31 protein-coding genes and 1 riboswitch are annotated in these 24,571 nt (G+C 36.6%); of the genes, 22 read left to right on the top strand and 9 right to left on the bottom strand.

The window, feature by feature from the left end:
- The first annotated feature begins 3 nt into the window (after window positions 1-3).
- The 3 genes from ACN6MT_RS18925 to ACN6MT_RS18915 all read left to right on the top strand — a co-directional run bounded on the left by ACN6MT_RS18925 (window position 4) and on the right by ACN6MT_RS18915 (window position 4,161).
- Window positions 4-1,581, top strand: coding sequence for a SagB family peptide dehydrogenase (locus ACN6MT_RS18925; RefSeq protein ID WP_419887513.1), 1,578 nt, complete (start codon window positions 4-6; stop codon window positions 1,579-1,581).
- 330 nt (window positions 1,582-1,911) lie between these two features.
- Window positions 1,912-2,862, top strand: a complete 951-nt coding sequence (locus ACN6MT_RS18920; RefSeq protein ID WP_419887512.1) for an MBL fold metallo-hydrolase — start codon at window positions 1,912-1,914, stop codon at window positions 2,860-2,862.
- A 72-nt stretch (window positions 2,863-2,934) separates the two neighbouring features.
- Window positions 2,935-4,161 (top strand): translocation protein TolB, encoded by a 1,227-nt coding sequence (locus ACN6MT_RS18915; RefSeq protein ID WP_419887511.1) that lies wholly within the window; start codon window positions 2,935-2,937, stop codon window positions 4,159-4,161.
- Between the two features lie 73 nt (window positions 4,162-4,234).
- Here ACN6MT_RS18915 and ACN6MT_RS18910 read toward each other — a convergent pair whose 3' ends face one another.
- Window positions 4,235-4,798 carry a DUF421 domain-containing protein gene (locus ACN6MT_RS18910; protein ID WP_419887510.1) on the bottom strand — a complete coding sequence of 188 codons (564 nt, stop codon included), beginning with the start codon at window positions 4,796-4,798 and terminating at the stop codon, window positions 4,235-4,237.
- Between the two features lie 153 nt (window positions 4,799-4,951).
- On the opposite strand from ACN6MT_RS18910, the gene ACN6MT_RS18905 reads away from it, so the two are divergent.
- The 3 genes from ACN6MT_RS18905 to ACN6MT_RS18895 all read left to right on the top strand — a co-directional run bounded on the left by ACN6MT_RS18905 (window position 4,952) and on the right by ACN6MT_RS18895 (window position 7,120).
- Window positions 4,952-5,398, top strand: a complete 447-nt coding sequence (locus ACN6MT_RS18905) for a DMT family transporter (RefSeq protein WP_235847233.1) — start codon at window positions 4,952-4,954, stop codon at window positions 5,396-5,398.
- A gap of 262 nt (window positions 5,399-5,660) precedes the next feature.
- The gene (locus ACN6MT_RS18900) at window positions 5,661-6,098 is read left to right on the top strand and encodes a hypothetical protein (protein ID WP_419887509.1); all 438 of its coding nucleotides are present in this window, start codon (window positions 5,661-5,663) and stop codon (window positions 6,096-6,098) included.
- Window positions 6,099-6,181: 83 nt separating this feature from the next.
- A complete protein-coding gene (locus ACN6MT_RS18895; protein WP_419887508.1) occupies window positions 6,182-7,120 on the top strand; it encodes a patatin-like phospholipase family protein in 939 nt (312 codons plus the stop codon).
- Between the two features lie 6 nt (window positions 7,121-7,126).
- On the opposite strand, the gene ACN6MT_RS18890 is transcribed toward ACN6MT_RS18895, so the two are convergent.
- On the bottom strand, window positions 7,127-7,690 hold the full coding sequence (locus ACN6MT_RS18890; RefSeq protein ID WP_419887507.1) for a MerR family transcriptional regulator: 564 nt from the start codon (window positions 7,688-7,690) through the stop codon (window positions 7,127-7,129).
- A gap of 234 nt (window positions 7,691-7,924) precedes the next feature.
- Between ACN6MT_RS18890 and ACN6MT_RS18885 the strand changes: the two genes are divergently transcribed.
- Both ACN6MT_RS18885 and ftsZ read left to right on the top strand, forming a co-directional pair.
- Complete coding sequence (locus tag ACN6MT_RS18885) at window positions 7,925-8,095, top strand: hypothetical protein (RefSeq protein ID WP_419887506.1); 171 nt, start codon at window positions 7,925-7,927, stop codon at window positions 8,093-8,095.
- 623 nt (window positions 8,096-8,718) lie between these two features.
- On the top strand, window positions 8,719-9,882 hold the full coding sequence (ftsZ, locus tag ACN6MT_RS18880) for a cell division protein FtsZ (protein WP_419887505.1): 1,164 nt from the start codon (window positions 8,719-8,721) through the stop codon (window positions 9,880-9,882).
- Between the two features lie 258 nt (window positions 9,883-10,140).
- Here ftsZ and ACN6MT_RS18875 read toward each other — a convergent pair whose 3' ends face one another.
- Together ACN6MT_RS18875 and ACN6MT_RS18870 are read right to left on the bottom strand one after the other, a co-directional pair.
- Complete coding sequence (locus ACN6MT_RS18875; protein ID WP_419887504.1) at window positions 10,141-10,704, bottom strand: DUF1259 domain-containing protein; 564 nt, start codon at window positions 10,702-10,704, stop codon at window positions 10,141-10,143.
- A 92-nt stretch (window positions 10,705-10,796) separates the two neighbouring features.
- Window positions 10,797-11,252 carry a hypothetical protein gene (locus ACN6MT_RS18870; protein ID WP_419887503.1) on the bottom strand — a complete coding sequence of 152 codons (456 nt, stop codon included), beginning with the start codon at window positions 11,250-11,252 and terminating at the stop codon, window positions 10,797-10,799.
- 364 nt (window positions 11,253-11,616) lie between these two features.
- Here ACN6MT_RS18870 and ACN6MT_RS18865 point away from each other — a divergent pair, with 364 nt between their 5' ends.
- On the top strand, window positions 11,617-11,817 hold the full coding sequence (locus tag ACN6MT_RS18865) for a cold-shock protein (RefSeq protein WP_027322891.1): 201 nt from the start codon (window positions 11,617-11,619) through the stop codon (window positions 11,815-11,817).
- A gap of 554 nt (window positions 11,818-12,371) precedes the next feature.
- On the opposite strand, the gene ACN6MT_RS18860 is transcribed toward ACN6MT_RS18865, so the two are convergent.
- A complete protein-coding gene (locus ACN6MT_RS18860) occupies window positions 12,372-12,515 on the bottom strand; it encodes a hypothetical protein (RefSeq protein WP_419887502.1) in 144 nt (47 codons plus the stop codon).
- Window positions 12,516-12,743: 228 nt separating this feature from the next.
- Window positions 12,744-12,980, bottom strand: a complete 237-nt coding sequence (locus ACN6MT_RS18855; RefSeq protein ID WP_419887501.1) for a hypothetical protein — start codon at window positions 12,978-12,980, stop codon at window positions 12,744-12,746.
- Between the two features lie 248 nt (window positions 12,981-13,228).
- Between ACN6MT_RS18855 and ACN6MT_RS18850 the strand changes: the two genes are divergently transcribed.
- From ACN6MT_RS18850 to ACN6MT_RS18820, 7 genes are all read left to right on the top strand, one after another.
- Window positions 13,229-13,810: a cupin domain-containing protein gene (locus ACN6MT_RS18850; protein ID WP_419956481.1), complete on the top strand. Its 582-nt coding sequence runs from the start codon at window positions 13,229-13,231 to the stop codon at window positions 13,808-13,810.
- Window positions 13,811-13,941: 131 nt separating this feature from the next.
- Entirely contained in the window at window positions 13,942-14,844 is a 903-nt protein-coding gene (locus tag ACN6MT_RS18845; protein WP_419887500.1) for a TIGR01777 family oxidoreductase, read from the top strand.
- A gap of 154 nt (window positions 14,845-14,998) precedes the next feature.
- A complete protein-coding gene (locus ACN6MT_RS18840) occupies window positions 14,999-15,061 on the top strand; it encodes a hypothetical protein (RefSeq protein ID WP_419956480.1) in 63 nt (20 codons plus the stop codon).
- 388 nt (window positions 15,062-15,449) lie between these two features.
- On the top strand, window positions 15,450-15,581 hold the full coding sequence (locus tag ACN6MT_RS18835) for a hypothetical protein (protein WP_419887499.1): 132 nt from the start codon (window positions 15,450-15,452) through the stop codon (window positions 15,579-15,581).
- A 384-nt stretch (window positions 15,582-15,965) separates the two neighbouring features.
- Window positions 15,966-17,036 (top strand): NAD(P)H-dependent flavin oxidoreductase, encoded by a 1,071-nt coding sequence (locus ACN6MT_RS18830; protein WP_419887498.1) that lies wholly within the window; start codon window positions 15,966-15,968, stop codon window positions 17,034-17,036.
- A gap of 182 nt (window positions 17,037-17,218) precedes the next feature.
- Window positions 17,219-17,320, top strand: a riboswitch (purine riboswitch).
- 174 nt (window positions 17,321-17,494) lie between these two features.
- Entirely contained in the window at window positions 17,495-18,370 is an 876-nt protein-coding gene (locus ACN6MT_RS18825; RefSeq protein WP_419887497.1) for a 5'-methylthioadenosine/S-adenosylhomocysteine nucleosidase, read from the top strand.
- Between the two features lie 210 nt (window positions 18,371-18,580).
- Window positions 18,581-19,168 (top strand): copper resistance CopC family protein, encoded by a 588-nt coding sequence (locus ACN6MT_RS18820; protein WP_419887496.1) that lies wholly within the window; start codon window positions 18,581-18,583, stop codon window positions 19,166-19,168.
- A gap of 146 nt (window positions 19,169-19,314) precedes the next feature.
- Here the strand turns inward: ACN6MT_RS18820 and ACN6MT_RS18815 are convergent, their stop codons facing one another.
- A complete protein-coding gene (locus ACN6MT_RS18815; protein ID WP_157411880.1) occupies window positions 19,315-19,401 on the bottom strand; it encodes a YjcZ family sporulation protein in 87 nt (28 codons plus the stop codon).
- A gap of 157 nt (window positions 19,402-19,558) precedes the next feature.
- On the opposite strand from ACN6MT_RS18815, the gene ACN6MT_RS18810 reads away from it, so the two are divergent.
- Together ACN6MT_RS18810 and ACN6MT_RS18805 are read left to right on the top strand one after the other, a co-directional pair.
- Window positions 19,559-19,852: an RNA polymerase alpha subunit C-terminal domain-containing protein gene (locus ACN6MT_RS18810; protein ID WP_419887495.1), complete on the top strand. Its 294-nt coding sequence runs from the start codon at window positions 19,559-19,561 to the stop codon at window positions 19,850-19,852.
- A 93-nt stretch (window positions 19,853-19,945) separates the two neighbouring features.
- Window positions 19,946-20,803 (top strand): alpha/beta fold hydrolase, encoded by an 858-nt coding sequence (locus tag ACN6MT_RS18805; protein ID WP_419887494.1) that lies wholly within the window; start codon window positions 19,946-19,948, stop codon window positions 20,801-20,803.
- A 35-nt stretch (window positions 20,804-20,838) separates the two neighbouring features.
- On the opposite strand, the gene ACN6MT_RS18800 is transcribed toward ACN6MT_RS18805, so the two are convergent.
- Both ACN6MT_RS18800 and ACN6MT_RS18795 read right to left on the bottom strand, forming a co-directional pair.
- Complete coding sequence (locus ACN6MT_RS18800) at window positions 20,839-21,351, bottom strand: N-acetyltransferase family protein (protein ID WP_419887493.1); 513 nt, start codon at window positions 21,349-21,351, stop codon at window positions 20,839-20,841.
- Between the two features lie 104 nt (window positions 21,352-21,455).
- Window positions 21,456-22,424: an NAD(P)-dependent alcohol dehydrogenase gene (locus ACN6MT_RS18795; RefSeq protein WP_419887492.1), complete on the bottom strand. Its 969-nt coding sequence runs from the start codon at window positions 22,422-22,424 to the stop codon at window positions 21,456-21,458.
- A 200-nt stretch (window positions 22,425-22,624) separates the two neighbouring features.
- Here ACN6MT_RS18795 and ACN6MT_RS18790 point away from each other — a divergent pair, with 200 nt between their 5' ends.
- The 4 genes from ACN6MT_RS18790 to ACN6MT_RS18775 all read left to right on the top strand — a co-directional run bounded on the left by ACN6MT_RS18790 (window position 22,625) and on the right by ACN6MT_RS18775 (window position 24,543).
- Window positions 22,625-23,038: a RidA family protein gene (locus ACN6MT_RS18790; protein ID WP_419887491.1), complete on the top strand. Its 414-nt coding sequence runs from the start codon at window positions 22,625-22,627 to the stop codon at window positions 23,036-23,038.
- 172 nt (window positions 23,039-23,210) lie between these two features.
- Window positions 23,211-23,360 (top strand): hypothetical protein, encoded by a 150-nt coding sequence (locus tag ACN6MT_RS18785; protein WP_419887490.1) that lies wholly within the window; start codon window positions 23,211-23,213, stop codon window positions 23,358-23,360.
- A gap of 301 nt (window positions 23,361-23,661) precedes the next feature.
- Window positions 23,662-23,904 (top strand): hypothetical protein, encoded by a 243-nt coding sequence (locus ACN6MT_RS18780; RefSeq protein ID WP_034674685.1) that lies wholly within the window; start codon window positions 23,662-23,664, stop codon window positions 23,902-23,904.
- A 261-nt stretch (window positions 23,905-24,165) separates the two neighbouring features.
- Entirely contained in the window at window positions 24,166-24,543 is a 378-nt protein-coding gene (locus ACN6MT_RS18775; protein WP_419887489.1) for a VOC family protein, read from the top strand.
- The last annotated feature ends 28 nt before the right edge of the window (window positions 24,544-24,571 follow it).

Raw genomic sequence — 24,571 nt, 5'->3', positions numbered from 1 at the left:
AGTATGAGTCTAGATGAGTTTCTGCACCATCTGCATTTTGATATTGAAAAGGCAAGCATCCCCAATTGGGAAGTGGATTGGGAAGATAAACCACTTCCTTATAAATTATACCGTGGATTGCCTGTGGTACCTTTATCTCTGGAAGTACCATTGACACTTGACCGAGAGAAACAACCCGCAGCACCTGACCTATCTAAAATAGGTCATTTTCTTTGGTATGTTTACGGCCTTACTCAATTTAGCCAATCTGTCTTTAGCTTAAATTCAACGGAGAAAACACCAGAACTAATGCAATCATACAGGAGGTTTGCTCCCTCGGGCGGTGCTCTGTATCCAAACGAATTATACGTATATTTGAAAATCGAGGATTTGCCAGTTGGTGTGTATCATTATGATGTGGCACACCATCGCTTAGTATTACTGCGAGAAGGGAATTTCGACTCCTATATTGCTAGGGCACTTGGTAATCGTTGTGAAATTCCAGCCTGTTTTGGAACGGTTTTTATATCGACCGTGTTTTGGAAAAACTTTTTCAAATACAATAACTTTTCTTACCGATTGCAGGGATTGGATGCGGGTGTATTAATTGGACAATTAATGGAAGTGTCAAAACGATTTGGCTTCGAATCGGGCGTATACTTCCAATTTCTAGATCGGGCTATGAATCATTTGCTTGGATTAACCGAAAAAGAAGAGAGCGTGTATGGTGTCATTCCGCTTTCCGTGGAACCAACCATTTGGTCAGCCAACGGGTGTGAAAAAGACAGAATGGTTTCCGCTGCAGAGTTGTGTCGAGAATTAACACCGATTCATCCCCATCACTATGTCAGGTCACAGAGGCTTAAAGAGTATCCGATGTTAACCAAGTTAAATGAAGTGTCCATGTTGGATTCCACAACGAAGTTTCAGTTGATTGAGGCTAATGAAAAGGAGTGTTTTGAGGGTCAAGCGGTAGCTCTGCCACATGCGGAGAGGCAGTCGTATGACCTGGGATCCGTTTGTCGAAAGCGATTTTCTCCTGATATGGATTTCATATTGGGAAAGGTAAGTCTACTAGAAATAGCAAAACTGCTACGCGGGGCAATGGATTCCTTTTTGTATCGTAATGATTTGGAGGCTGTCCATCAGAAGAATGAGCCTCGTGTCTCACTAAATGTCTGCTTGTATAATGTTGAAGGAATTCCTAATGGTGCGTATCAATATGACAGCACTTCTCATCAATTACGTCCTGTAAATGTAGGAGATCATCGACTCCTGCTGCAATCGGGTATGTCGTTATATAATGTAAATTTGCTCCAAGTACCACTCTGCATACATGTCACAGGAGTAAAGGATTACTATAAAACTACACTTGGATACAGAGGATATCGAATCCAACAAATGGAGGCAGGTATGCTCGTGCAACGATTACTCTTATCGGCAGGAGCCAGTGGAATGGGAGGGCACCCTCTCCTTGGATATGATTCCAACCTGTGTGATGAAATTTACAGGATGGGACCGCAAGGAAAAACGAGCCTAATTCAAATTCCGATTGGTCCCTATCGACAACGGCCTTGGTTAATCGGAGGTTTGAGTAGTTAGGATTACTTATTAAAGCCCCTGTGTAAATTTAATTAGGTGAATAAACAAAAATATAGATCAACTTTTTTATATACGGCATTTCTACTAGTTACGTAGAAATGTCGTTATTTTATTAGATAGTTTTAAGATAAACAAAATTTATTTAGGGACGGTCAAGACGCGAAATAGATAAACTTAATCTACACTTGAAAAGAATGCTTGCCAGCGTAATTATTAACGTTTTATGATTAAGGAAATGAATTAAATATAGACCTATTTTTTTGTCATTAATCGAATATTTTCATCAAAAGACCTTACAATCTACATCGAAGTTAGAGGAGGTTCTACTAGATGGACCAGTACCCAACGCTAATTAAAATCTCAGAGGATATTTATCAACTAGTTGTTCGGTATCCGTTTGGCATGTATGAAATGAATAGTTACTTATTCCGAGGAGAGAACGGATTTACGATTGTCGATACAGGTAGTGAAGCAAAGGAATCAATCGATATTTGGGAGAAAACCATATCATCAGGAATCACTGTTGAAAAATTAGTGTTAACACATGCTCATCCAGACCATTGTGGACTTGCTAGATGGTTTCAGGACCATCACGGCGTTCCCGTCTTTATTTCAAGTTTAGGTTATCGAGAATTACAGAGAAGACGAGACCATCGTAGGGTTAATTGGCTGCATCATTTTTTAAAATCACATGATTGTCCTGAAATATCTCAAAATTTAGGTAATTCAGAAGCTGCTGCCTATGAGTTTGAACCTGATGGAATATTTGAAAATCAGCAATCTATCAAGCTAGGAAACGATAGATATGAAACCCTTTGGACGCCAGGTCATTCTTATGACCATTTCTGTTTTTATAATCAAAACCAGCAGGTGATGTTGACAGGAGATCATGTGCTAGCTGGACTTTCACCGATCGTTGCGCTATGGTCCGAGGACGATGTGAATCCAATAAAAGATAACTTCGCTTCGCTAGAGAAACTAAAAGCATATCCTGCCAAGCTAGCTCTCCCTGGTCATGGTGTACTCATCAACAACTTAAATGATCGAATAGACGAAATGATCGGGAGCCACAAGTATCGCCTCCAGCAGATCTTACATTTTGTTGAAAACGAAGAAAAAACAGCGTGGCAAATTTGCCAGGACATTTACGGTTCGCTTAGTAAAACCAAATTCTTTGCCCCCTTAATGGCCACTATTGCACGACTTATATACCTTGAAAAGAGTGGAGAGGTACATAGTTTGTTGAGAAGCGGAAAATGGTACTATAAGTCGCCGCAATAAATTGTAAGTCCCCCGAGCTATTCGCGAATTCACACCCATAATCAGGATATCCTATGACTAGGAGGGATGATTATGGGTTTTCGAGTTTTACTTCTATTAATCTTCATCTGTTTTCATTATTCAACGATAGTCCGTGCCGAAGTTCCACTTACCGCTGCATTTATCCGTGACCATCAACTATGGCTCAAAAAGGGAGAGGAAGAGGTTCAACTCACAAGAGGACAATATGTTCAATCTCCAAAATGGTCATATGATGGACGATTTATTGCGTATATTGATGGTGATGAACAAGGGGAGAAATCAAATTTATTTATATATGATACGAAGGAAAAAGAAAGTTATCAGCCTTATATAACCATTCAAACCTCAGATTTTAAGTGGTCACCGCTAAAAAATCAACTTGCCTACAATTCCGGCGGTGTATTAAATATTACGAAGGAAAAGAATGGCCGGCCACATGGATTTGAAAATGTATCTTTAGGTGTTAGTGATTTTGAATGGTTTCCAAATGGGAAGGAATTTATTGTTTCCTCCCAAGCCAATTTACTTCCCACTGGATGGGGACCTGTTCACCTGTTTAGAATTCCTGTCAACGCAAATCTGGATGTAAAGAAAATAAAGCCTTTTTATACGATACAAACGAATGAATCTGATTTGTTTGCAATTTCTGCTGACTATTTTAAATGGAGTTTTGATGGAAAGTGGGTTAGTTTTTTAGCGATGCCTACTGCTTCCTGGTCCAATGATAGCAATACCTTGTGTGTTTTAACATCAAAAGGTGATCAATTTCAAGCAGTTGGAAAGATGCTATGGTATAAAGATTGGATCAAGTGGTCAGTTTCAGCTAATCAACTCGCCTATATCTCAGGAGAAGGAAGATTTTTCGTTGAAAACAAAAAAACAAAAATTGCTGATATGCCAAGTTCATTACAACAAAAGGAATATACACCTAAAGGCTTCGTTGACCTTGATTTAGAATGGCTCTCTTCGGATAAGGTAATTGTTGCTCGTGCAAAAGAGAATAAGGCGTGGAACGAAGGACCTGTCCCTACTATGTTTACAGCACTATATGCGATTAATATTAAATCAGAAGAACAACAGCAAATCACTTTTCCAAGGGATAATGAACTGGATAGAGATCCTCAGGTAGTTGGATCTTATATTACCTGGTTTCGCAAAAAGGGGAGGGAGCTTAAAGGAGATGTATGGTTAAAGGATGCATTAAATGAAAAAGAGAGTATTTGGCTCAAAAATATTGATTTTGCTCCAGAGTTTTTGCAGAGAACTAAAGGTCTTTAGTATTGTAACTTTAAATCCCCGATACATACACGGGGATTTTAAATTCCTTCTATGTGACACCGTTACTGGTAATTTATTTAATATCAGGTATTTTATTAAATAAATTACCTTGTTTATTTTCTTCGCTTGAATGTAAATTATCATTTCGATATTCCATATTCATTTGTAAAAACTCTTTCCGTGTAATTGGTTGAATATGTTCCATTAGTTCATAACCTAATCCGCCATCCGATTCAATCGTGGCGGTTTTTACATCACAAATATAAGCAATGCCTTTTTGCCGTAATTTCATTTCTAGTTGGTCAGTTGTCATACGTAATTTTTTTAAGCTATCAACGATGATTTGGCCATTCCGAATTACCACTGTTGTATTACCAGTTAAATAACGTTTTAAGAAGTTTAACTTTAACTGAAGAAATTGAACAAAAATTAAATAAAGCACAAAAATAGTTAATATAACTAATACTTGCCAAAATGTATGTTCTCTAATCGCGTGGCCCATAGTTGTTCCTATTGCTAAAGTAATGATAATCTCCAGACTTGACATTTGAGCAACTGATTTTTTTCCTGCAATCCTAAGGAGAATGGTGCTTATAAAAAGTAAAATGATCGATTCCCATATAAATGTTATACTCATTTGCCACCCCAAGTGCTTTTAGTTTATTTTGTATCAATCACATCCTTTTTTAAACAAGATGTGCGATAATGTTTTAGCCAGTCAGCTAGATGAATACTTTTATTACTAATCAACCCTTTGGTTTTTTCCTTAGGTGGATAGGTGGAATTAATCATGTATATGTTTTTTTATTTATTATTAGCTATTATTGGCGGTACTTGTATTGGGCTGCAAGCAGGGATAAATGGTGTGTTGGGAAAAAGGATTGGCGTAATAGAGGCTTCTTTTGTTTCTTTTTTTATCGGGACAATCATTCTCTTATTACTCGTTATTTTTGCAGGAAAAGGGGATTTATTAAAAGTAACAGACGTATCGAAATGGCAGCTGCTAGGTGGAGCGCTTGGAGTTGTTTATGTTTCTATTATGGTTGCCATCGTACCAAAAATTGGAGTTGCCTCAGCCATCACTGCCGTCATTGTTGGACAGTTATTTATCAGTGTAACACTTGATCATTTTGGAGTCTTTACAAATCAACGCATTCCAATTGATTGGTACCGCATTTCAGGTTTGGCATTATTACTTGTCTCGTTATTTTTAATTTTTAAAGGAACCATTAAATAGTTTTAACAAAACGAAATATGAATTGCACCAAAAAGTGTCTCGCACTGATGAATGTCTAAGTTTATCATCCTAGGTGCAGGACGCTTTTTTTATAGGGATTATTCCCCAATTTGTCAGTAACAATATAGGTATCTAGATTTGTTTTATTATGTGTCTATTAAATTTTTGTATTATAGCTTTATAGTTTTCATTCCTATTTGTAAAATAGAAGAGTCTAGGAATATTCAGATAATAGATGTATACAGGTAAAGGGAAGTGTTAAATGATGCTTTATATCAGGAATATTGAGAAAATCATTGATGAAACTTTAAAAAAGCACAATTTAGATATTAATTATGAAATTAACAATAAACTCACTGTACCTATGAGTTTTAACATTTCGACAAATACAATAAAATTTAATTACCTTCAAGTTAACGGTTATATCAATAAAATTAGAATGAAAGAGACTGAGGAAAACTTGGTTAAAATTATTCTTTATCATGTGATTGGCTATTATTTGGATTATAAGAAAAACAAATATGATTTAAGGACCTTAATGTACGGTGAAGACTACGAAATAGCAAAGCTTAAAATGGAGATAGAAAGAAATGCTTGGGTGTATGGGAGAACATTGGTGCCTGAACAAATGTTGCACGCTTATGATCAAGTACGTGAACTAGATAAAGAACTCGTACATGGTCAACTAACCAATATATAATGGATTTTGTTCCGTAGTAAAAATAGCACATGAAAGACCTTTGTATTTTAAAATATATATATCAGAAGAAGAGGTGAATCTAGTTGCAAGCAGATGCTGTTTTTGAAGGCGGCGGAGCAAGGGGAATTGCTTTTGTCGGAGCCATTCAGGCAATGGAAGAGGAAAAGGTAGAATGGCAAAGGATAGCTGGAACCTCAGCGGGAGCCGTAATCGCCGCTCTTTTGGCAAGCGGCTATAAAAGCAATGAAATTAAAAAGTTTTTGAGTGAACTAGATTTTTCTAAGCTCCGAGGCAGGACTTTCATGAACCGAATCCCCATTGTCGGCAGCTTACTCGAATTAATGTTTCATCTTGGTATCTATAAAAATGATTATTTAGAAGCCTGGGTAGATTCACTTCTTTTAAAAAAAGGGATAAAAACATTTGCAGATCTACCAAATGGAAAGTTAAAGATCATCGCTTCTGATGTTTCGAATGGCCAAATGCTTGTTTTGCCGGATGATTTAGAGCGCTATAGAATGACTCCTGCAGATTTGAAGGTTTCAACTGCGGTAATGATGAGTGCGTCGATTCCATTTTTCTACCGTCCTGTTATTTGGAAGTCAAAGGATCGAAACACATCCTACATATTAGATGGCGGTTTGCTGAGTAACTTCCCCATTTGGATTTTTGATACACCAGACCCTAGGTTTCCAACGTTCGGTTTCCGCTTTGTAAAAGATAAAGTAAGTATAGACCCAGTAATACCAACGCCGCTGCACCTTTTCAAAAATATATTTAAAACGATGCTTCAAGCCCATGACCTGCGACATTTGAATGAAGATACACTAGAGCGCACAATAAAAATCCCAACAGGGGATATTAATGCAACTGATTTTAATCTTAATAAGGAGGAAATCGATTTTCTGTATCAATCAGGTTATACTTCCACAAAGAAATTTTTATCGGTGTGGGATTTTGAACAACATAAGTCTAATAGATTACAAAGAATTAAGAAAACAACGCCATTCCATCAAGAATGACGTTTTTTATTTCCACCACTGCCACCATTTCCGTTGCTGTGCAGCTGCCATTTGCATACTTGTTTCTTCCAACATGACATTACTACGCGCCTCTACTAGTTGCTCCGTTCGTTCCACATACTTTAATATCTGGTTCATCTTATCTTCTAGATACGCTTCCCGTACAGCTTTCTCCTTTAGTAGTTTAATCAAATCCATGTTGATGCGCTCTAAATTTTCGATCCGTTCCATTAGTTCATTCAAATCATTTGTATCCTGATTCAGCGGAATTTCTTTGTCTGGTTCAGTTAATGCAAGATTTTCATCCGTAATGGTAATTGCTTTATTTTCATCAGAACTCGATGTCATTATGGCTTGTACTGAAAGTTCCAATGTCATACCTTCTTGGCTGCTATAATCTATGAATTTTCGAATCGTGTTGATATCCTTATCAAAGTATCCACGGTGCCCTCTAGTATTCCGGTGGATTGGATACCCGTGTCTTTCTAATAGAGTGGCATACTTTCGTAATGTATTGCTGTCTATGCCAAGCAATTCTTGTACGTGACTAGGGGAATATATTTGCTCCATACCCATGCCTCCTCTATTACTTTCAACTAATGGTAAATATATAGTTAAGGTCATTATAACAATTGATATTTAATTATTTGTCGAACCAACAGAGAGTTAACGATTTGTAATAGGACTGACAAAAACGTGTAACATCTAGCTGAAAAAAATAAGGATATTCGTGATGCATATCACATCTGAAGGGTGATAAATCCCTTAAAATAACATTAAGATGATAACAAAGGGGGAAATACAATGTTTCTTACTTGGTTGATGTGTATCAGTTATTTTATAGGTTCTTATTACATTACCGTTGTTATTTTTGACCGACTTAAGGAGAAAGATCAAGCTGATTTAGCTCAATTAGAATCTCAACTTCAAGATATGTCTGTGAATCATATACAAGCTATGAAACAAGCAGTTTAATTCTCAATTCTGTAAGCCAAGAGGCATCTGACTATTCAGATGCCTTTTGGCTTTTATCATAATAAATTACGTTTTAAGCGATCTGTTGATGAAGGATAGCAGAATGATTGAAGGAGTTGAGTTTCATTTAAAAAAAAGATCAAAACCGATTGAAATGAGCCAGCCAACAGCAAGCGCAACGATGAGATATGTACCCAAATAAAGCAATATTTCAGCCATAATTCCTCCTTATCTTCATCCCTCTAATTTATAAAGCCATTATAACAAGCGATTTTTCAAAATTTGTCGAACCAAAGGATATTAATCAATTTGTAATTAGACTGTTAACTTCCTTTAACAATAGAAATACCCTGAAAATAAACAGGACCTTATTCCCTCAATAAGGAAAAATATGACTGCTTTTCGCATGATAAAGGGGGGTGCATTTTCCCATGCTAGCGCCTTTAATAATAGGTATCACTTAACTAGACAATAAATTTAATGTTCCGTAGACTAAACACTATATTATTTTTCTAGTATTTACTTGGGGTAAAAAGTAACGTTGCTAAATCAAATAATAGATTTACAACCGAACGATTATAAGTAGTGTAAAAGTAGGATTTCGGGGAACGGGAGGAATATCCATGTTAGAATTTGATACAAGTATGGACCAATTAGCCACGATTAAAGTAATCGGTGTAGGCGGCGGGGGAAACAACGCCGTGAACCGAATGATTGAGGATGGAGTTGGCGGTGTAGAATTTATTGCGGTTAATACAGACTCACAAGCAATCAAACAATCAAGAGCAGCCATCAAAATGCAAATCGGCTCCAACTTAACGAGAGGCTTAGGCGCCGGGGCTAATCCGGAAATAGGAAGAAAAGCGGTGGATGAAAGCAAGCACCAGATTGAAGAAGTGTTAAAAGGTGCCGACATGGTTTTCGTTACAGCAGGAATGGGCGGTGGTACAGGAACAGGTGCAGCACCTGAGATTGCGAGAATTGCCCGAAAGCTTGGTGCCTTGACGATTGGAGTGGTAACACGGCCTTTCAAATTCGAAGGCCACAAGCGTGCTGTTAACGCAGAAAATGGAATTAGTGCGATGAGGGAAGCAGTGGATACATTAATCATTATTCCAAATGATCGCTTATTGGAGATAGTAGATAAAAAAACACCGATGATTGAAGCTTTCCGGGAAGCAGATAATGTACTTCGCCAGGGGGTTCAAGGGATATCGGATTTAATTGCAGTGCCTGGTTTAATTAACCTTGATTTTGCAGACGTCAAAACAGTCATGTCCCACAAGGGAACGGCACTAATGGGAATTGGTATTGCGGAAGGAAGAAATCGTGCAACAGAAGCAGCGGAAAAGGCATTAAATAGTCCGCTGTTGGAGACCTCTATCAATGGAGCACATGGTGTCATTATGAATATTACGGGTGGAAACAATTTAAGTCTTTTTGAAGTACAGGAAGCAGCTGAAATCGTTGCATCGGCTTCAAATGAGGAATTAAATATGATATTCGGTTCGGTCATTAATGAGAACTTAACAGACGAAATTATTATAACCGTCATTGCTACAGGTTTTACTGAGAAGGAGGAAATCGAGGTACATAAACCTTCACAGCCAACCAAAAAGGAAACGCCACATACCTATCAAATGGAAAAACGTCACTCCTATCAGGAACCTGAACCAATTATCCATTTCGAAGAAATTCTAGAATATGAGCAACACCCAGAAGAATCGGAGGAATCTCAGGAAATACCAGCTTTCTTGCGTAATCGAAGAAAACGACGTTCGTTTTAATGAGTAAATCAAGCAACTGTCCCTATTAGTCAAGTCATTAACTTTTGTGGATACATATAAATAAATGATAAAAGGTCCGTACTTTATATAATTCCACGTTAACAGGAATCAGGATATGTATTTAAATAAGGCTTATTATACGAGATTTGGTTCATAAATTGTATAGTAAGCCTTATTTTTCATACTAAAAATATACTGCCATTAGCGACATTTCTTAATTGGAAAATACACTTCAAATAAAGATCAAAAAAACAACTATTATTTAAAAAGCCCTGCTTCTCTTGCCGCATCAATACTATTTCGAGCAAACTCAAACGGATCGCCAACATTCTCCCAATGAATGTACATTAAACGTGGATTATCAAAAAGCCAATGGTTATGGACAGCTGTAACGATAATCCCTCTTTTTCGAAGAGCCGAAAGGAATGGGTTTATTTCTTTCTGAAGAATAACTGTTTCTCCTAGATTAAGAGTATTTCCATTTCTATTGTCTTCAAAAGAAAGTGCAAATGGAAGTGCAAGTGGAGAACGAGTGCGACGACCTAAAATAGTGGCATTAATATTGCGAAGACGTTGAACTACACAAACAGGAGTTGCAGTGATTACCATCCCGCCAATAATATCTGCAAGTTGTTGGCAAGTTGAAGTGTTTACTCCTCCAACATTACCGTGTCTACCATCTTTATTTCTATTTCTCGGATTATCCATGTGGGATTCTGAACTTGATTCTTGCTCATTATCCATTCCAAAGTTTGTATTGTTTCTATCGGAACCCCTAAAGAAATTTTGATTTCCTCTATCATCAAATTCCCTTCTGTTCATGTAAACCATCTCCTTTATCTAATGACACTAAACAGTTTATTCAGAAATGTCGGACAAGGATAGACGGATTAAATAGGACAAAAACCCTTTTATTACAAAGATAGTCCAAATACGATGGCATTTAGAGAGTGGGCTGTTAAAACATTCAACGATGCTAAATTATTTATTAGGTTGCTTGTATCAATTCTTATTTCATATCTATGAGTACCTACTGTTGGTGGTTCGTCAACCCAAGTGAGATTGGTGTTAATATTTCCAATGTGAAAGATGTTTTCTGTTTTAGATTCACCTTTTTCAATATCGACTATTGATATCAATGTATCATCACGATATAAGAGATAATCTCCAGTTACTCTGAATGAAGTTCCAGCATTGTTCGTAAGATATTGGATAACAGCCATTGAATCCAATTTAACTCTTTCACCTAATTCCGTGGTTGTTACATCAAGAGTTAGAATCGTATGTTCTCCAGGAGTTATTATAGATTGTGAACTAATTGATTGTGTGTAAAAAAAAGACTGCACCGTTTCTCCGCAAAATAATCCCATTAACTTGTCCCCCTATTTTAAGAATTACTATAGAGTATAGAAGCGTTACTCATAATGGCACGGCGAATAACTAAGCATATTTTTTTGATAGACAAAGACTATAAAAGCTGAGGGCATTAATGAAACAATGGGAATCTTAAATAAGAACAACATAAGAATTGGAAACGAGGTACGAAAATTCAGGAGAGGTAATAATAGTTTTGATTATCTCTTCTTGCAAATACTTTTTAAAAATGTTAAGATTTAGAAGAATTATTTTTGTTCGGTGTAAAGGATAGTATAAGATTAACTTTTCGTCTTGATGATCACTGAGTGCAAGGATAGTAACACATTGTGTGCAAAGCACACAGCAGGAGGAAACAAAATGGAACAAGGTAAAGTAAAATGGTTTAATGCAGAAAAAGGTTTCGGATTTATCGAGCGTGAAGGCGGAGAAGACGTATTCGTTCATTTCTCAGCGATCCAAGGCGAAGGTTTCAAATCTTTAGACGAAGGTCAAGCAGTTACTTTTGATGTTGAGCAAGGTCAACGTGGAGCTCAAGCAGCTAACGTACGTAAAGCTTAATAATAAAACCAAACTCGAGCAGGCTCTTATAAAGAGTCTGTTTTTTTATATAATTTTTAGGCTCTGTTAAAGGTAAATGTTGATTTCACTTTGTTTAAAAATAAGCGGAGAAATTCCTTTTATACTGGGAAAGACCCGTATTTCCCTTAAGATTAGCTGATTTTTTCCGGTTAATCGTTCCAAATCGATGGATTTTGTTTAGTTTAGAGCAGTTAAGCGGAATGTCTCCACCTATATCTGATTCTAATGCCTCCACTATATACAATAGCCGGAAATCCTCCGTCTATGAATTCTTATACCAAACGAAAATAAACAATGAATAATAACAGAGCCAAAATTTTTAAAAAAAGGAACCCTGCTCACGAATGAGCAGGGCACATGTAAACAGTAAATCAAATGGTAAACAAAGTGTATCACATAATCACACATTCTCCTAATTTCCTTTATATAAATACATTTTATTGGAGCTAACTGTGGTTACACTCATGCATTACCGTAAATTTATCCTGTCCCCTATAGCTTTGGTTTTACTTTATCTACTATTCATTTCAATTTCACTCTTCATCCCAATATAAAAATACATACTCAGGTTCATGCTCTTTTTTCAACTCATCAATGCTTGCTACCATATCTGAAGTTTTCTGTTTATCCGTATGTAATGTATTACTAGCGTCCTGTCTTAAATCCTTTTCATCCATAATATACACTCTCCTTTTTAATATAGTTTGTGTCCTGAACCTTTTCTTATTCTAGTTTTCAAGGTTGTAATCAGGTGAAATAACTAACATCGGGTGCTTCAGTAAAAGTTACGGGTGTGTAGAATAAAAAAACTCGCCTATTTGGCGAGTTCAGACTTAATTATATGTTTTATTTTACCCAATATTTCAACATCGATCAGCATATGTTTCATCTATTTTGTATTTTTACTAAGCCATTGGCAGGCTTTTAAACTTCGTAACCGTCTTAACATACTCTTCTTTACCATCAATAAACTTAAAAATTCTAGCTTCATCAAACTGTACCATCTTACCTGCCCTTAATTCACCATCGCGATAGCCTTTAGCCATGAAATGATCTAACGATTTCTGTGTCGTTCCTTGATAATAACTCTTTCCGATAAAAGTGCCTTTAAAAAACTTGTGGACCATATATGTTTCAAACATTATTAAATCCCCCTAGGATAGAAAGAATAAAGTTTATTTTAAAATGTTGTTAGTTTACAACATCGATATATTGTTTACATGAGGTATATTAACATCCAATTAAGATGGAGTCTGTGGATATTTTGTGAAACGTTTCACTATCCAAAGAAGTACTAAATTTAAGAATCTTGATTGTTGAAGAATGTAGGTACATTCCCTAAACAAAAAGAATATGATAACGGGAGTATTCTTTGAAGGGAATGAGTAATATGTACTATGATCCTTATATGCACTCTTATAATCATCAAAATCCTTATCATTACAACAATCCAATGTATAACTACGAAGGTCAGACGATGTATAGGGGGTATAGTGATGAATATGACTATGCATATCCTTATCGACACTGGCATCCTGTCAATGAGGTAAGAGCCGGCAAAATAAAAGATCATGGAAAAAAACCATTTGTTGTAGATATCAATGAGGCTTCTAAACAAAACAAGACATACCGTACCGCTATATGGACGGGTAATCATCTCCAAGTGACACTAATGAGTATCAACGTTGGGGAGGATATTGGTCTAGAAATACACCCAAATATCGATCAATTCCTACGTGTAGAAGAAGGAAATGGAGTTGTTCAAATGGGTCATTCAAAGGATAACCTATCCTTTCAAAAGAGGGTTTCCGATGATTTTGCCATCATGATACCTGCTGGTACGTGGCACAATGTAACCAATACAGGGAATAAACCACTTAAACTTTATTCCATTTATGCACCACCACAGCATCCGTTTGGAACTGTTCATAGAACGAAGGCAGAGGCAATGGCTGCCGAAAATCACAGATAAGCATAAAAAAATTAAGCCCAATATACGTGCTGGTATATTGAGGCTTATTTTTTTTATAGATTTTTTTCTGGTATGAAATGGTATAATTTTAAAAGAATATATCAAGAAGATTGGCCAATGGGGGAGGTAAAATGAAGATTGTTATTGCAGGTGGTTCAGGATTTATCGGTAAAATGTTAACAGACATGCTTCTAGCAGAAGGACATAGTATTGTCATTTTAACAAGAAAAAATCTTGAGCAGGACGGGAAGGTCGAATATGTAAAGTGGCTCGATAAAGGTACTTCACCAGAAAAGGAAATAAGAACTGCAGATGCCTTTATTAACTTAGCCGGCGTTTCCATCAATGATGGTAGATGGAGCAAGATGCACCAAAAACAAATATATGATAGTCGAATGACCGCAACCGATGAGATACTAAGAATTATTTCTGTACTGCCTGAAAAGCCTGCTGTCCTTATCAATGCCAGTGCAATCGGTATTTATCCCGCTTCGGTAAAAACTGCCTATACAGAAAAATCTTTGGAACGAGCAAATGACTTTTTAGGAAAGACGGTCCACGACTGGGAAACCAAAGCGAAACAAGTAGAAGAACATGCTGTTCGAGCGGTCTTCATGAGATTTGGTGTCGTGCTCGGTAAAGAGGGCGGTGCACTGCCGCTTATGGCAATGCCATACCGTTTATTTGTAGGCGGAAAAGTAGGATCCGGTGAACAGTGGGTATCTTGGGTGCATGTCGTGGATGTTGTTCGTGCCATTGTATTTGCCCTTAAGGAGGAGGAATTACGAGGTCCCGTCAATGTTACTTCGCCCTCACCACTTCAAATGAACGATTTCGGAAAGGAGATTGGTTCGGTTTTACATCGTCCTCATTGGATACCTGTACCTTCTATTGCAATGAAACTAGTGTTAGGGAAAAAAAGTGCACTCGTTTTGGAAGGGCAGCATGTAATACCGAAAGTGTTGCAAGAATCAGGTTTTACATTCACTTATCCAACACTTAGGTCAGCTTTAGTGGATTTGTTAACGCGCTAATAATAGATAATTTCGCTAATAAAATCGAATGTATGTTCTTATATCATACTGTTTATGGTATACTAAAATGGCAATAGAAAAGGTTGTCTCTAGAGGATTTGGCATGCTCCCAATGGAAAGGGGGTGATGCTGTTTGACAGTTTTTGAAACGTTAATGATTATGTTTGGTTTTGCTAGTTTAGTCATTGCCATTCTGACGTTTAATCAAAAAAAATAACCCACCGTTGAGTTAGCAGGCTCAGGTGGATTATTTATACTCATACTAGCCGATCCTTTTTAGCGACCGTCTATTGCAGGCCGACATGTTGCACCATGTTCGGTCTTTTTATTTTATGTTCACGCCTATCTATATTATAACGAAAAATAGGAAAAAAGAAACACCAATCAATGTTTTTGAGAAACTGTGTAGGCTTATTTTGTCAACTTTTTTTACATTGGAAGAAGAAAGCTTATTAGGACAGAACGAACTATAATAGGTTAGTAGAGAATGATTGCGCCAATTTTAAACTTTTTTTCTCAATCATTATAAAAATCATGCACATTTTTGAAGCTCCATCATATAGTAACTTCTGTGAGAATTTTTTTTGGGAAGGAAGTAAGTACAAATGAATAACAATGTTATTAAGCTAACTACTAAAAACGAGAGCAATGTTGATGGATTTAAGGTTCTTGAAATTAACGTAACCGATCCAACGGAGAATTTATATGCCGTGGTTACACCTATAAAGATGAAGTAAGGTACTCTGATTGACTATAAAATAACACTTGAAAAAGAGGAACTTCGAAAATAGGAAAGTTCCTTTTTTACTGGATAGGATCATGTTTTGATGGAGATAGATTGTCCTTGCCCACATTAACTTATAAAATGGATATATACATATTCTAATTCAAAACATTCGTTGATCGAATAGGAGATGGTTTCGTCATGTTGTGGGAAAAACCAAAATGTATGGTTTGCGAGAAGGAAATTAAGGGCGAGGAAATGGTTTTTGTAAAAATGAAATATCCTAAGCGTAAAGGTTTTACGGAAATTATTGCTTACTTAAGAAATGAAGGCAAATTTGTATGTGAAGACTGTGTTACACTAAAAAAATTGGAAATATGACCTGTGAGGTAACTTTATGTTAAAAAATAAAATGACAAAACTTTTAAAAATCGAGTACCCAATTATCCAAGCTCCTATGGCGGGAGGAATAACGACTTCGAAACTAGTAGGGGAGGTTTCTAATGCTGGAGGTCTTGGCATGATTGGAGCTGGCTATATGACGCCTACTCAAATCCGTGAGCAAATCAAGGAAATAAAACAGTTAACAAAAAGTCCATTTGGTATTAATTTATTTGTTCCTAACGAATTTGCTTATACAGATAGTGAAGTAAAGTCAGCCACTCAGCTTCTACAGCCCTTTCGGCAACACCTACAATTACACCAAGATCAACACATAGACATCCCAACATGTAACCAACTATTTGATACATTTGATGAACAAATCAACGTGATCATCGAAGAGAGAGTTCCCATTTGTTCCTTTACATTTGGTATTCCTTCTCAGAAAGTGATTGCCGAACTAAAACAACATAATATTTTGGTGATTGGCACAGCTACAACAGTAGAAGAAGCCATTGAAGTTGAAAAATCAGGTATGGATATAGTTGTGGTACAAGGTAGTGAAGCGGGAGGACACAGAGGGAACTTTATTCGAGAAAGTGATGTTAGTTTAATCGGTTTAATGTCATTGATTCCACAAGTAGTCGATCATGTTAGCATTCCTGTTATTGCAGCTGGTGGAATTATGGACGGAAGGGGTTTAATGGCTTCCTTATGCTTAGGGGCAATGGGTGTCCAAATGGGTACTGCTTTTTTAACCTGTATCGAAAGCGGTGCACATCAGGTATATAAAGAAGCTATTATCCATGCAAGAGAAGACCAGACAGTCTTAACCCGAGCCTTTTCAGGCAAGTGGGCAAGAGGAATTAAAAATAAATTCATCGAGGAAATGGAGCAACACGAAGATTTATTACCAGATTTCCCAGTTCAAAATGCACTTACTCAGCCTTTAAGAAAAGCTTCCACTTCTCAACATAACACAGATTATCTCTCACTATGGTCTGGACAAAGTCCAAGATTAGCGAAACATCAAAGTGTTAAAATGCTATTCCATACCATTTTAACTGAAGCTAAAATCATTCTATAAAGATTTAGGAATTAACAGCGATCCTTCTACACGAAGAATCGCTTTTCTTTTTGAATAAAAGGGAATAACAGCCAATAGCATGTTACTTTCAACCTAAAACACGAATATTTTAGTAGTAAATTCTTATTAATGTTCACCTTTTAGTTGAATAACTCTTATTAGTTTGTTATATTAAGAAAGTAATAATCATAAAAAACATTACTCGTATATACTCGGTAATATGGTCTGAGTGTTTCTACCTGGTTCCCATTAAGAACTAGACTACGGGTTAAAGTATTCGGCTGGTCGGTATTTATGCAGCTGTCGTTATATGATTCAGCAATTTCTTTTGCTGAATTGTTCATACTTTGACTTTCGTAGGTCTAGAGGGCAGGATTATCCTGCACTTTCTAGACTTTTTTCTTTGGAAACAACTAGCGAGTATAACAAACAACTAGAGAAAGAGGAGAGGGTTAATAATGAAAAAGAATACGTTAAAGAAATTTGCTTCAGTGGCTGTTATTTCAGGCATGTTCGCGATGCTTGCAGGGTGTAATTCATCTTTACTAAATGAAACAGAAGTTGAAGGGGCACAGAGGCCTATCATCGTTCAAGGTCCTATGCCGATAGAAGCGGAAAACTTTGCGAAAAAATTAGATAAAGTGAAAGTGGAAAGATCAGGAAACTTTGTTTTTTACAAAGGAAAATTAAATAATTACCCTGTCATCGTTGCAAAAACAGGGAAGGGTATGGAAAATGCAGCAGCTGCCACAGCAGTAGCCATTGAAAAATATAAACCAATTGCGATCATCAACCAAGGTACATCAGGTGGACATAATCCAGAGCTAAATGTATTTGACATTGTGTTAGGGAAAACAACGACAAATATTGGTTCATTAAAAACAACCCACTTGGAAGCTGGACAAGGAATTGATCCAACTTCATGGATTCCGATGGATCTAATGGCTTCAGAAGGAAGCGGGTCAGACGATAGTGCTAATCAGGTCCGACACTACGAAGGAGACAAGGATTTACTTGCCGCTGCTAATGCAGTAAAACACACCTACACAAAGGGTAAGATTGTCGAAGGTACCATTGGTTCAGCAGATTTTTGGAATAGCGAAGTGGATCGAATTCAATGGATTCATGAAAAATACGGTACCGATGTAGAAGAAATGGAAGGGGCATCCGTAGCGCAAATTGCAGACGCATACGATGTGGCTTTCCTCGGTATTCGAATCTTATCAAATAATATAACAAATGGCGGTACGTATAATGCGGGTACAGCAGCCGCAAATCAAGATTATGTTTATGAAGTCGTTAAAGAATATATTTCAATGATAAAAAGTAAATAATGGATCTGATGAATGCGTTTCTACTTTCGTGGAAACGCATTTTCTCATTATTAGATTTCCAAATACCAGGAGAGTCCAAGATAATAACAACATAGAATAGTTAGTTTTAATTTATAGGCTTATAAACATACAGCCATCATGTTAATATGTATAAAGTAGCAATATGAATAGTATTTATGAAGATTTAATCAGAATGAAAGGAGACTTATCTTGAAAAAAATCATATTCATTTTATTGTGTACTCTTATGATGGTACCATCATTGGTTCGTGCACACACAGGTTTATCCACCTCTATTCCATCCGAAGGACAAGTTATATCAGAAGATCTTGACCAAATTACCTTAACGTTTGAAACTTCAATCGAAGAATTAAGCACGATGGAATTAATAAAGGATGGAAATGTCATTCCATTAGATGTCAAGGTTGAGAATAAACAATTAATGGGATCAGTAGCAAAACCATTAGAAAACGGTTCATACATAATCCAATGGAAAATTATTGGGGAAGATGGTCATCCAATTGAAGGGGAAATACATTTCGTGGTTCAAATGGAACAAAATGAGGCAGAACCTAATCCTAGTACCCCTGAGGAAAGTGATGTAAATCAAGGAGATAATAGTCAAACCGACCAACAAGACGATAAAAGCCAGCAACAAAACACAGCAGCTGATATAGCGGAAAATACTGAAGATGAAAATAATAATTTATCATCCATCATGTTTGTACCTTTTATTATTATCTTAATCATTATTCTAGGAATTGTACTTTTATTCTTTACTAAAAAGAAGAAGAGTTAATCATGATTTAATGATTTGAAGTATGGGTTTTTGATTGATTACTTGAAGAAAAACTCGCCAATAGTAAACTTCACTCTGATTACACTAAATGAGGACAGTTCTCTTTATTGGGCGAGTTTTTCATGTTTATACGACTAATACATTAATCAGCATACGGAACAGATTATAATTAACAGGATAAATACAATAACAATTAAATGAAATCCATATCCTACTTCACATTCATTACTCATTTTAAAATACCTCCTTATTCTGGGAAGAATACATCCTATGACATTCGCCCAGTGTTTGATACTTAAAACGAACATAGTTTTTTTATCATTTTAAGTCACTATGATTCATGTTGTTTCGAAAACACACTTCCATACAATATTAAGGGTGAATTTAGAAATGAATACATCAGAAAAAAATCTAAGAACATGCCCTAAAGGCCACCAGTATTTTAAAAGCAGTGAGTGTCCAACCTGTCCAATTTGTGAGGCTGACAAGAAACCAAAAAGCGGTTTTCTTTCACAGCTCTCCGCACCAGCAAGACGAGCATTGGAGAAAAATGGTATAACATCTTTACAGGAACTATCCACTTATAGTGAAAAAGAGATCTTAAAATTTCACGGAATGGGACCAGCTTCTTTGCCTAAACTTAAGTCAGCATTATCCGAAGAAGGCTTTTCATTTAAAAAATAAAACCAAGCTAGCTTATCATCCAAGAAGGATTTATGTCCTTTTTGTTGAATTCTCTAAACAGTAATAGGAGAATTCATAAGGGAGAGTTTCATAATGAAGAATTACATTATTGAATTGGAAGGGAAAAAGGTCAGTTACTATATTGAAGGTGACCCAGAAAAACCACTGATTGTCTGCTTACATGGACTTGCGGGCAGCGCAGCATATAGTTTCTCAACTCTTAGTGAAAAATTGTCGAATGACTTTCAGCTTCTATTAATAGATCAACCAGGTCATGGAAAAAGCACAGCATTCAATAGAGAAGAGGACTATTTATTTTCCAATCTAGCCTCATGGTATGAAAAGGTATTTGACTCAATAATAGACAGGCCATTTTACCTTTTAGGTCATTCATGGGGTGCAGATGTTGCACTGCATTATGCAAGATATTACTCTGAAAACATTAAGGGAGTAATCCTGCTTGATGGTGCTTTTACTTTCCCGCAATTTCAAGAGGACATGACTTTTACAACTGCATACAATGGATGGGACTCTTACATCGATAATGCCAAGTATAACACATGGGAAGAAATCGTTAACGAGTATCGTACATATACAAAACATTGGAATGAAACCATAGAACAGTCAGTAACATCCATATTTAAAAAGAACAACAACAAGTATGAATTAACCGCGTCAAAGTTCACTGTTTTATCTATTATAAAGGCTTTTTTTGATGAACCTTTTACGTCTGCCTATCCATTTATCCAGTCACGATTATTACTACTACATTCTACAGAGCCAGAGGAATTAAATGGTGCAAGAGAAAAGGGAATCACTCAATTAAAGGAGGATATAAAAGACGTTTCCATCATTCGTTTAGAGGAAACAGGGCACATGATCCAATGGGATCAACCAGTTGAGGTAAGTGCCGAAATTTTAAGGTGGACCAATAATATGGAAAAAAGGTAACCCCCAAAGCTGTAGCTAAGGGGGCGTTTTACTCTTTAGTTTTCTTCAGGGTTTTTAGGGCCATTTAGGTCTAATTGATAAAAAGCTAAATCCAGCCATGTATTGAATTTATAGCCTGCATTTCGAATGGTCCCTGAATGGACGAAACCAAACTTTTCATGCATGGCTATGCTTTTTTCATTTGCCGCGTCGATTCCTGCAATTAATGTTCTATACTCTCGTTCATTAGCGATTGCGATGATTTCTTTTAATAAAGAAGTGGCAATCCCTTGTCTGCGATAATGGTTGTTTACATAGATAGAATGTTCGATGGAATATTTGTAAGCTGGCCACGGTCTGAAGGGACCAAAAGTGGCAAAACCCACTACCTTATTATCTAACTCGTAAACGATGACCGGATAACCTTCGTCCATTTTTTGCTTAAACCAAATTTCTCTGCTTTCAAGCGTTTGAGCTTCATAGGTATATACTGCCGTAGTATGAAGGACGGCGTCATTATATATATCTAAAATGTCTTGTAAATCCTTTTCTTGTGCAGTTCTTATCATGGATTGACACCCCTAAATGATGAATATGGCGTTAATTATAACAGGATAAGTATAGTAAGAAAATAACTTTTTGACCATCATTCGAGGGTATCTACTTTATTAAATCAAATAGTAATAACAACTTTTCCTTGTGCGTGACCTTTTTCGAAGTATCTAAACGCTTCTGGCAAGTCTTCTAGCCTATATTGTCTATCAATAACAGGTTTTACTTTGCCGGCTTCCAGAAGTTCTTTTAAGTAAATAAGATCATGTTGATTGGGTCTTTGTAGAAAGCTGCCCATTTTTTTCTTCGAGGTCTTTGAAATCCATAGGCCCATCGTCATTGCTTGATACATTTGAGCCTCGGAACCGCCAACATGAACAAAAATACCATTATCTTTTAATGCGCGTTTATAATCTGAAAGGGGCTGGTGTCCGTTAACACCAAGGATTAAATCATACTGCTGATTGTTTGCAGTAAACTTTTCCTTTGAATAATCAATGATATGGTCGGCTCCAAGCGCTTGCAAAATGTCGACATTTCTCGTACTGCACACTCCGGTTACCTCAGCACCAAATGATTTTGCTATCTGTTCAGCGAAAGTACCAACACCCCCAGAGGCACCATTAATCAATACCTTCTGTCCCGGTTGTATCTTTCCTTTATCCCGCAGACTCTGTAAAGCGGTTACACCTGCCATTGGAACGGCGGCTGCTTCCTCAAATGTTAGATTGGCAGGTTTTAAGGCTAATGACTTTTCAGGAACAGCGGCATATTCCGCAAATCCACCCCAACCACATCCAGATAAATCTCCGAACACTTCATCACCTGGCTGATACTGGGTTACAGCTTTGCCCACTGCTTCTACCGTACCTGCGATATCTCCACCAGGTATTGAATACTTTGGTTTAAACAATCCGAATGCAAAACGTGCTAAGAACGGTTCTCCTTTTAAAAGAACGTGGTTTCCAAAATTTACGGATGAAGCATGAATTTTTATTAATACTTGGTTTTCCTTTGGAATCGGTTTTTCAACTTCTGTTACTTTAAGAACATCAGGTGGACCATATTTTTTATAAACAATTGCTTTCATTTTTACCCTCCATCGAAAGTCATAACCACAAAAAGTACGAAACTCCTAAATAAATAGATATTCCAATTAGAGGGGTTTCAATACAAATTGTAAAAAGAGTAGTAAATGATTTTTTAGATGAAGGGAAAAAGTATTGGCACTATTACGAACAGTGTTTTATGATAATTCTGATACATTGGAAAATAGGAGGTAAGCGAAATATGAATAAAAAGATATCTCTCATTCATTCTAATCGAATGGCACAAGTTGACTATGCCTACGCTAGTAACGTTCCAGCGGGAATGGATTTATTATTTTTAGCCGGAGCCTGCCCACTTACGAAAGAGGGGATTGTCCCTGATTCTAGTGATGTTGAGACACAAGCTAACCTTTGCTTAGAGAATTTGAAAGAAGCATTAAAAGAATGTGGTGCTACATTAGAAGACGTTGTCTATACAAGGATTCTCGTTGCTACTCAAAATCAGGAGGACTTGGTAACAACATGGACAACGATTAGAAAAGAATTCGGTGATCATGATGTGCCTAGTACATTATCAGGAGTAACCGTGTTAGGATATAAAAATCAGTTGGTGGAAATTGAGGCAGTTGCTGCAGTAGATAACCATACAAAATAATGATAGAGGACTCGATTTTTTGGGTCCTTTTTCTATTGGTGCAGTGCTACTATTTTCTAATTATTCTCTATTATTTTCCTATTCCGCCTATTTTGTAAGCGCTTTTATGTGAAGTGATTCACATGTATAATATGAGTATAGAAATCTACTAACCCTAACTGGAGGAATCAAGATGCTGACAGAGCTTTTTCTTGAATTCAAAAACTGGTGGTTTGCTGAGTCCATGTACAATGAAGAGATGGAAGAATTTGAAAGAATTGAGTCCAAGCATACAAGGGTACATCATGATGAAGATATAAATGAAATAATTCGTGTACATTAAATAGTTCTAGAATCCGAAGAAGACTCGTGACGTAGAGTCTTCTTTTTTATATGAATCCTTTCTTTAAAGATATTGAGCCTACGTCCGATTGATAACGAGACAGCTGACCTTCGTTATTTCAGTCCAAAGGATATCCAAAACAATTATTTTTACAGAGGGAACCAGACGATATTTTCTCAGTGGGATGCTCAATGGTAAACAATTTGATAAGTTCATAATCTGTTTGATTTTTGAGGATTTGTAGGTTGTTTTTCTATGCTATTCTTAATCTACTAAGATTTTATTATTTGGAGGGTTAAGAATGAGCTGTGGTTGTTCAAGTCATATAAGAGATGGGAAAGATATCGTTGATCATGTGAAAAGTAAAGGAAAAGATCAACTTGCTCCAACCGTTGCGCATGAAATTCACTGCGAGTGTGGAGAAACGTTCACGTTAGAAACAGTTGTTATGAATTGTCCAAAATGTGAAATGACCTATGCAGTAACACCTTGTGGGTCAAGTGATATTAATAATATCAAGATTGCTGGTATAAAATACGCTTAGTTTGTTGACACAACACCAGGCTGTCGAGAAAATCTCGACGGCTTTTTTCATTTACCAAAACAATGCACGTTGGATGAAGGACTAATCTTTCTGAGATAGCATATGATTTGTCCTTAAGAGCCTGGATGAAGGACTAAAATCTTTCTAGAAATTCATGAGATTTGTCCTTAAGAGCTCGGATGAAGGTCTAATCTAAAATAAAAAGGAAATGTCCTAACTTTATCGAAGTAAGTAGTTATATTCGCTAAAGGAGGAATTGCAATGACAAAACCACTTTTAAAGGGGATGGAAGGTGTCTTTATTCCGGTAAAAGACCCTGGTATTTCATCAAAATGGTATGAAGACAAATTGGGATTTAAACTACTGTACATAGAAGAGGAAGCTGCCGTAATGAAGATTTCAGATGGGGCACAAACGGTAATTTGTCTAGTCAAATGTAGCAATCATCAACCCATGAAATTTCCAGAGAACAATTTTGGAGTAGGAAAATACTATAATTTTATTCCACAAAACTTTGATGAGACTTATAGAATGTTAGTGAAAGAGGACGTAAAAGTGGGCCCCATCGGTGGAGAAGGCCATACTAGGTTTTTTACTTTTTATGATCCAGATGGGAACCCATTAGGCGTTTGCCAGTAAAATAGCGGGAGAAAGGCCGACTTATTTC

It is taken from the genome of Neobacillus niacini, from assembly GCF_048572935.1.
GTDB classification, from domain to species: domain Bacteria; phylum Bacillota; class Bacilli; order Bacillales; family Cytobacillaceae; genus Neobacillus; species Neobacillus niacini.
This window is presented reverse-complemented; position numbering and strand designations above follow the sequence as displayed.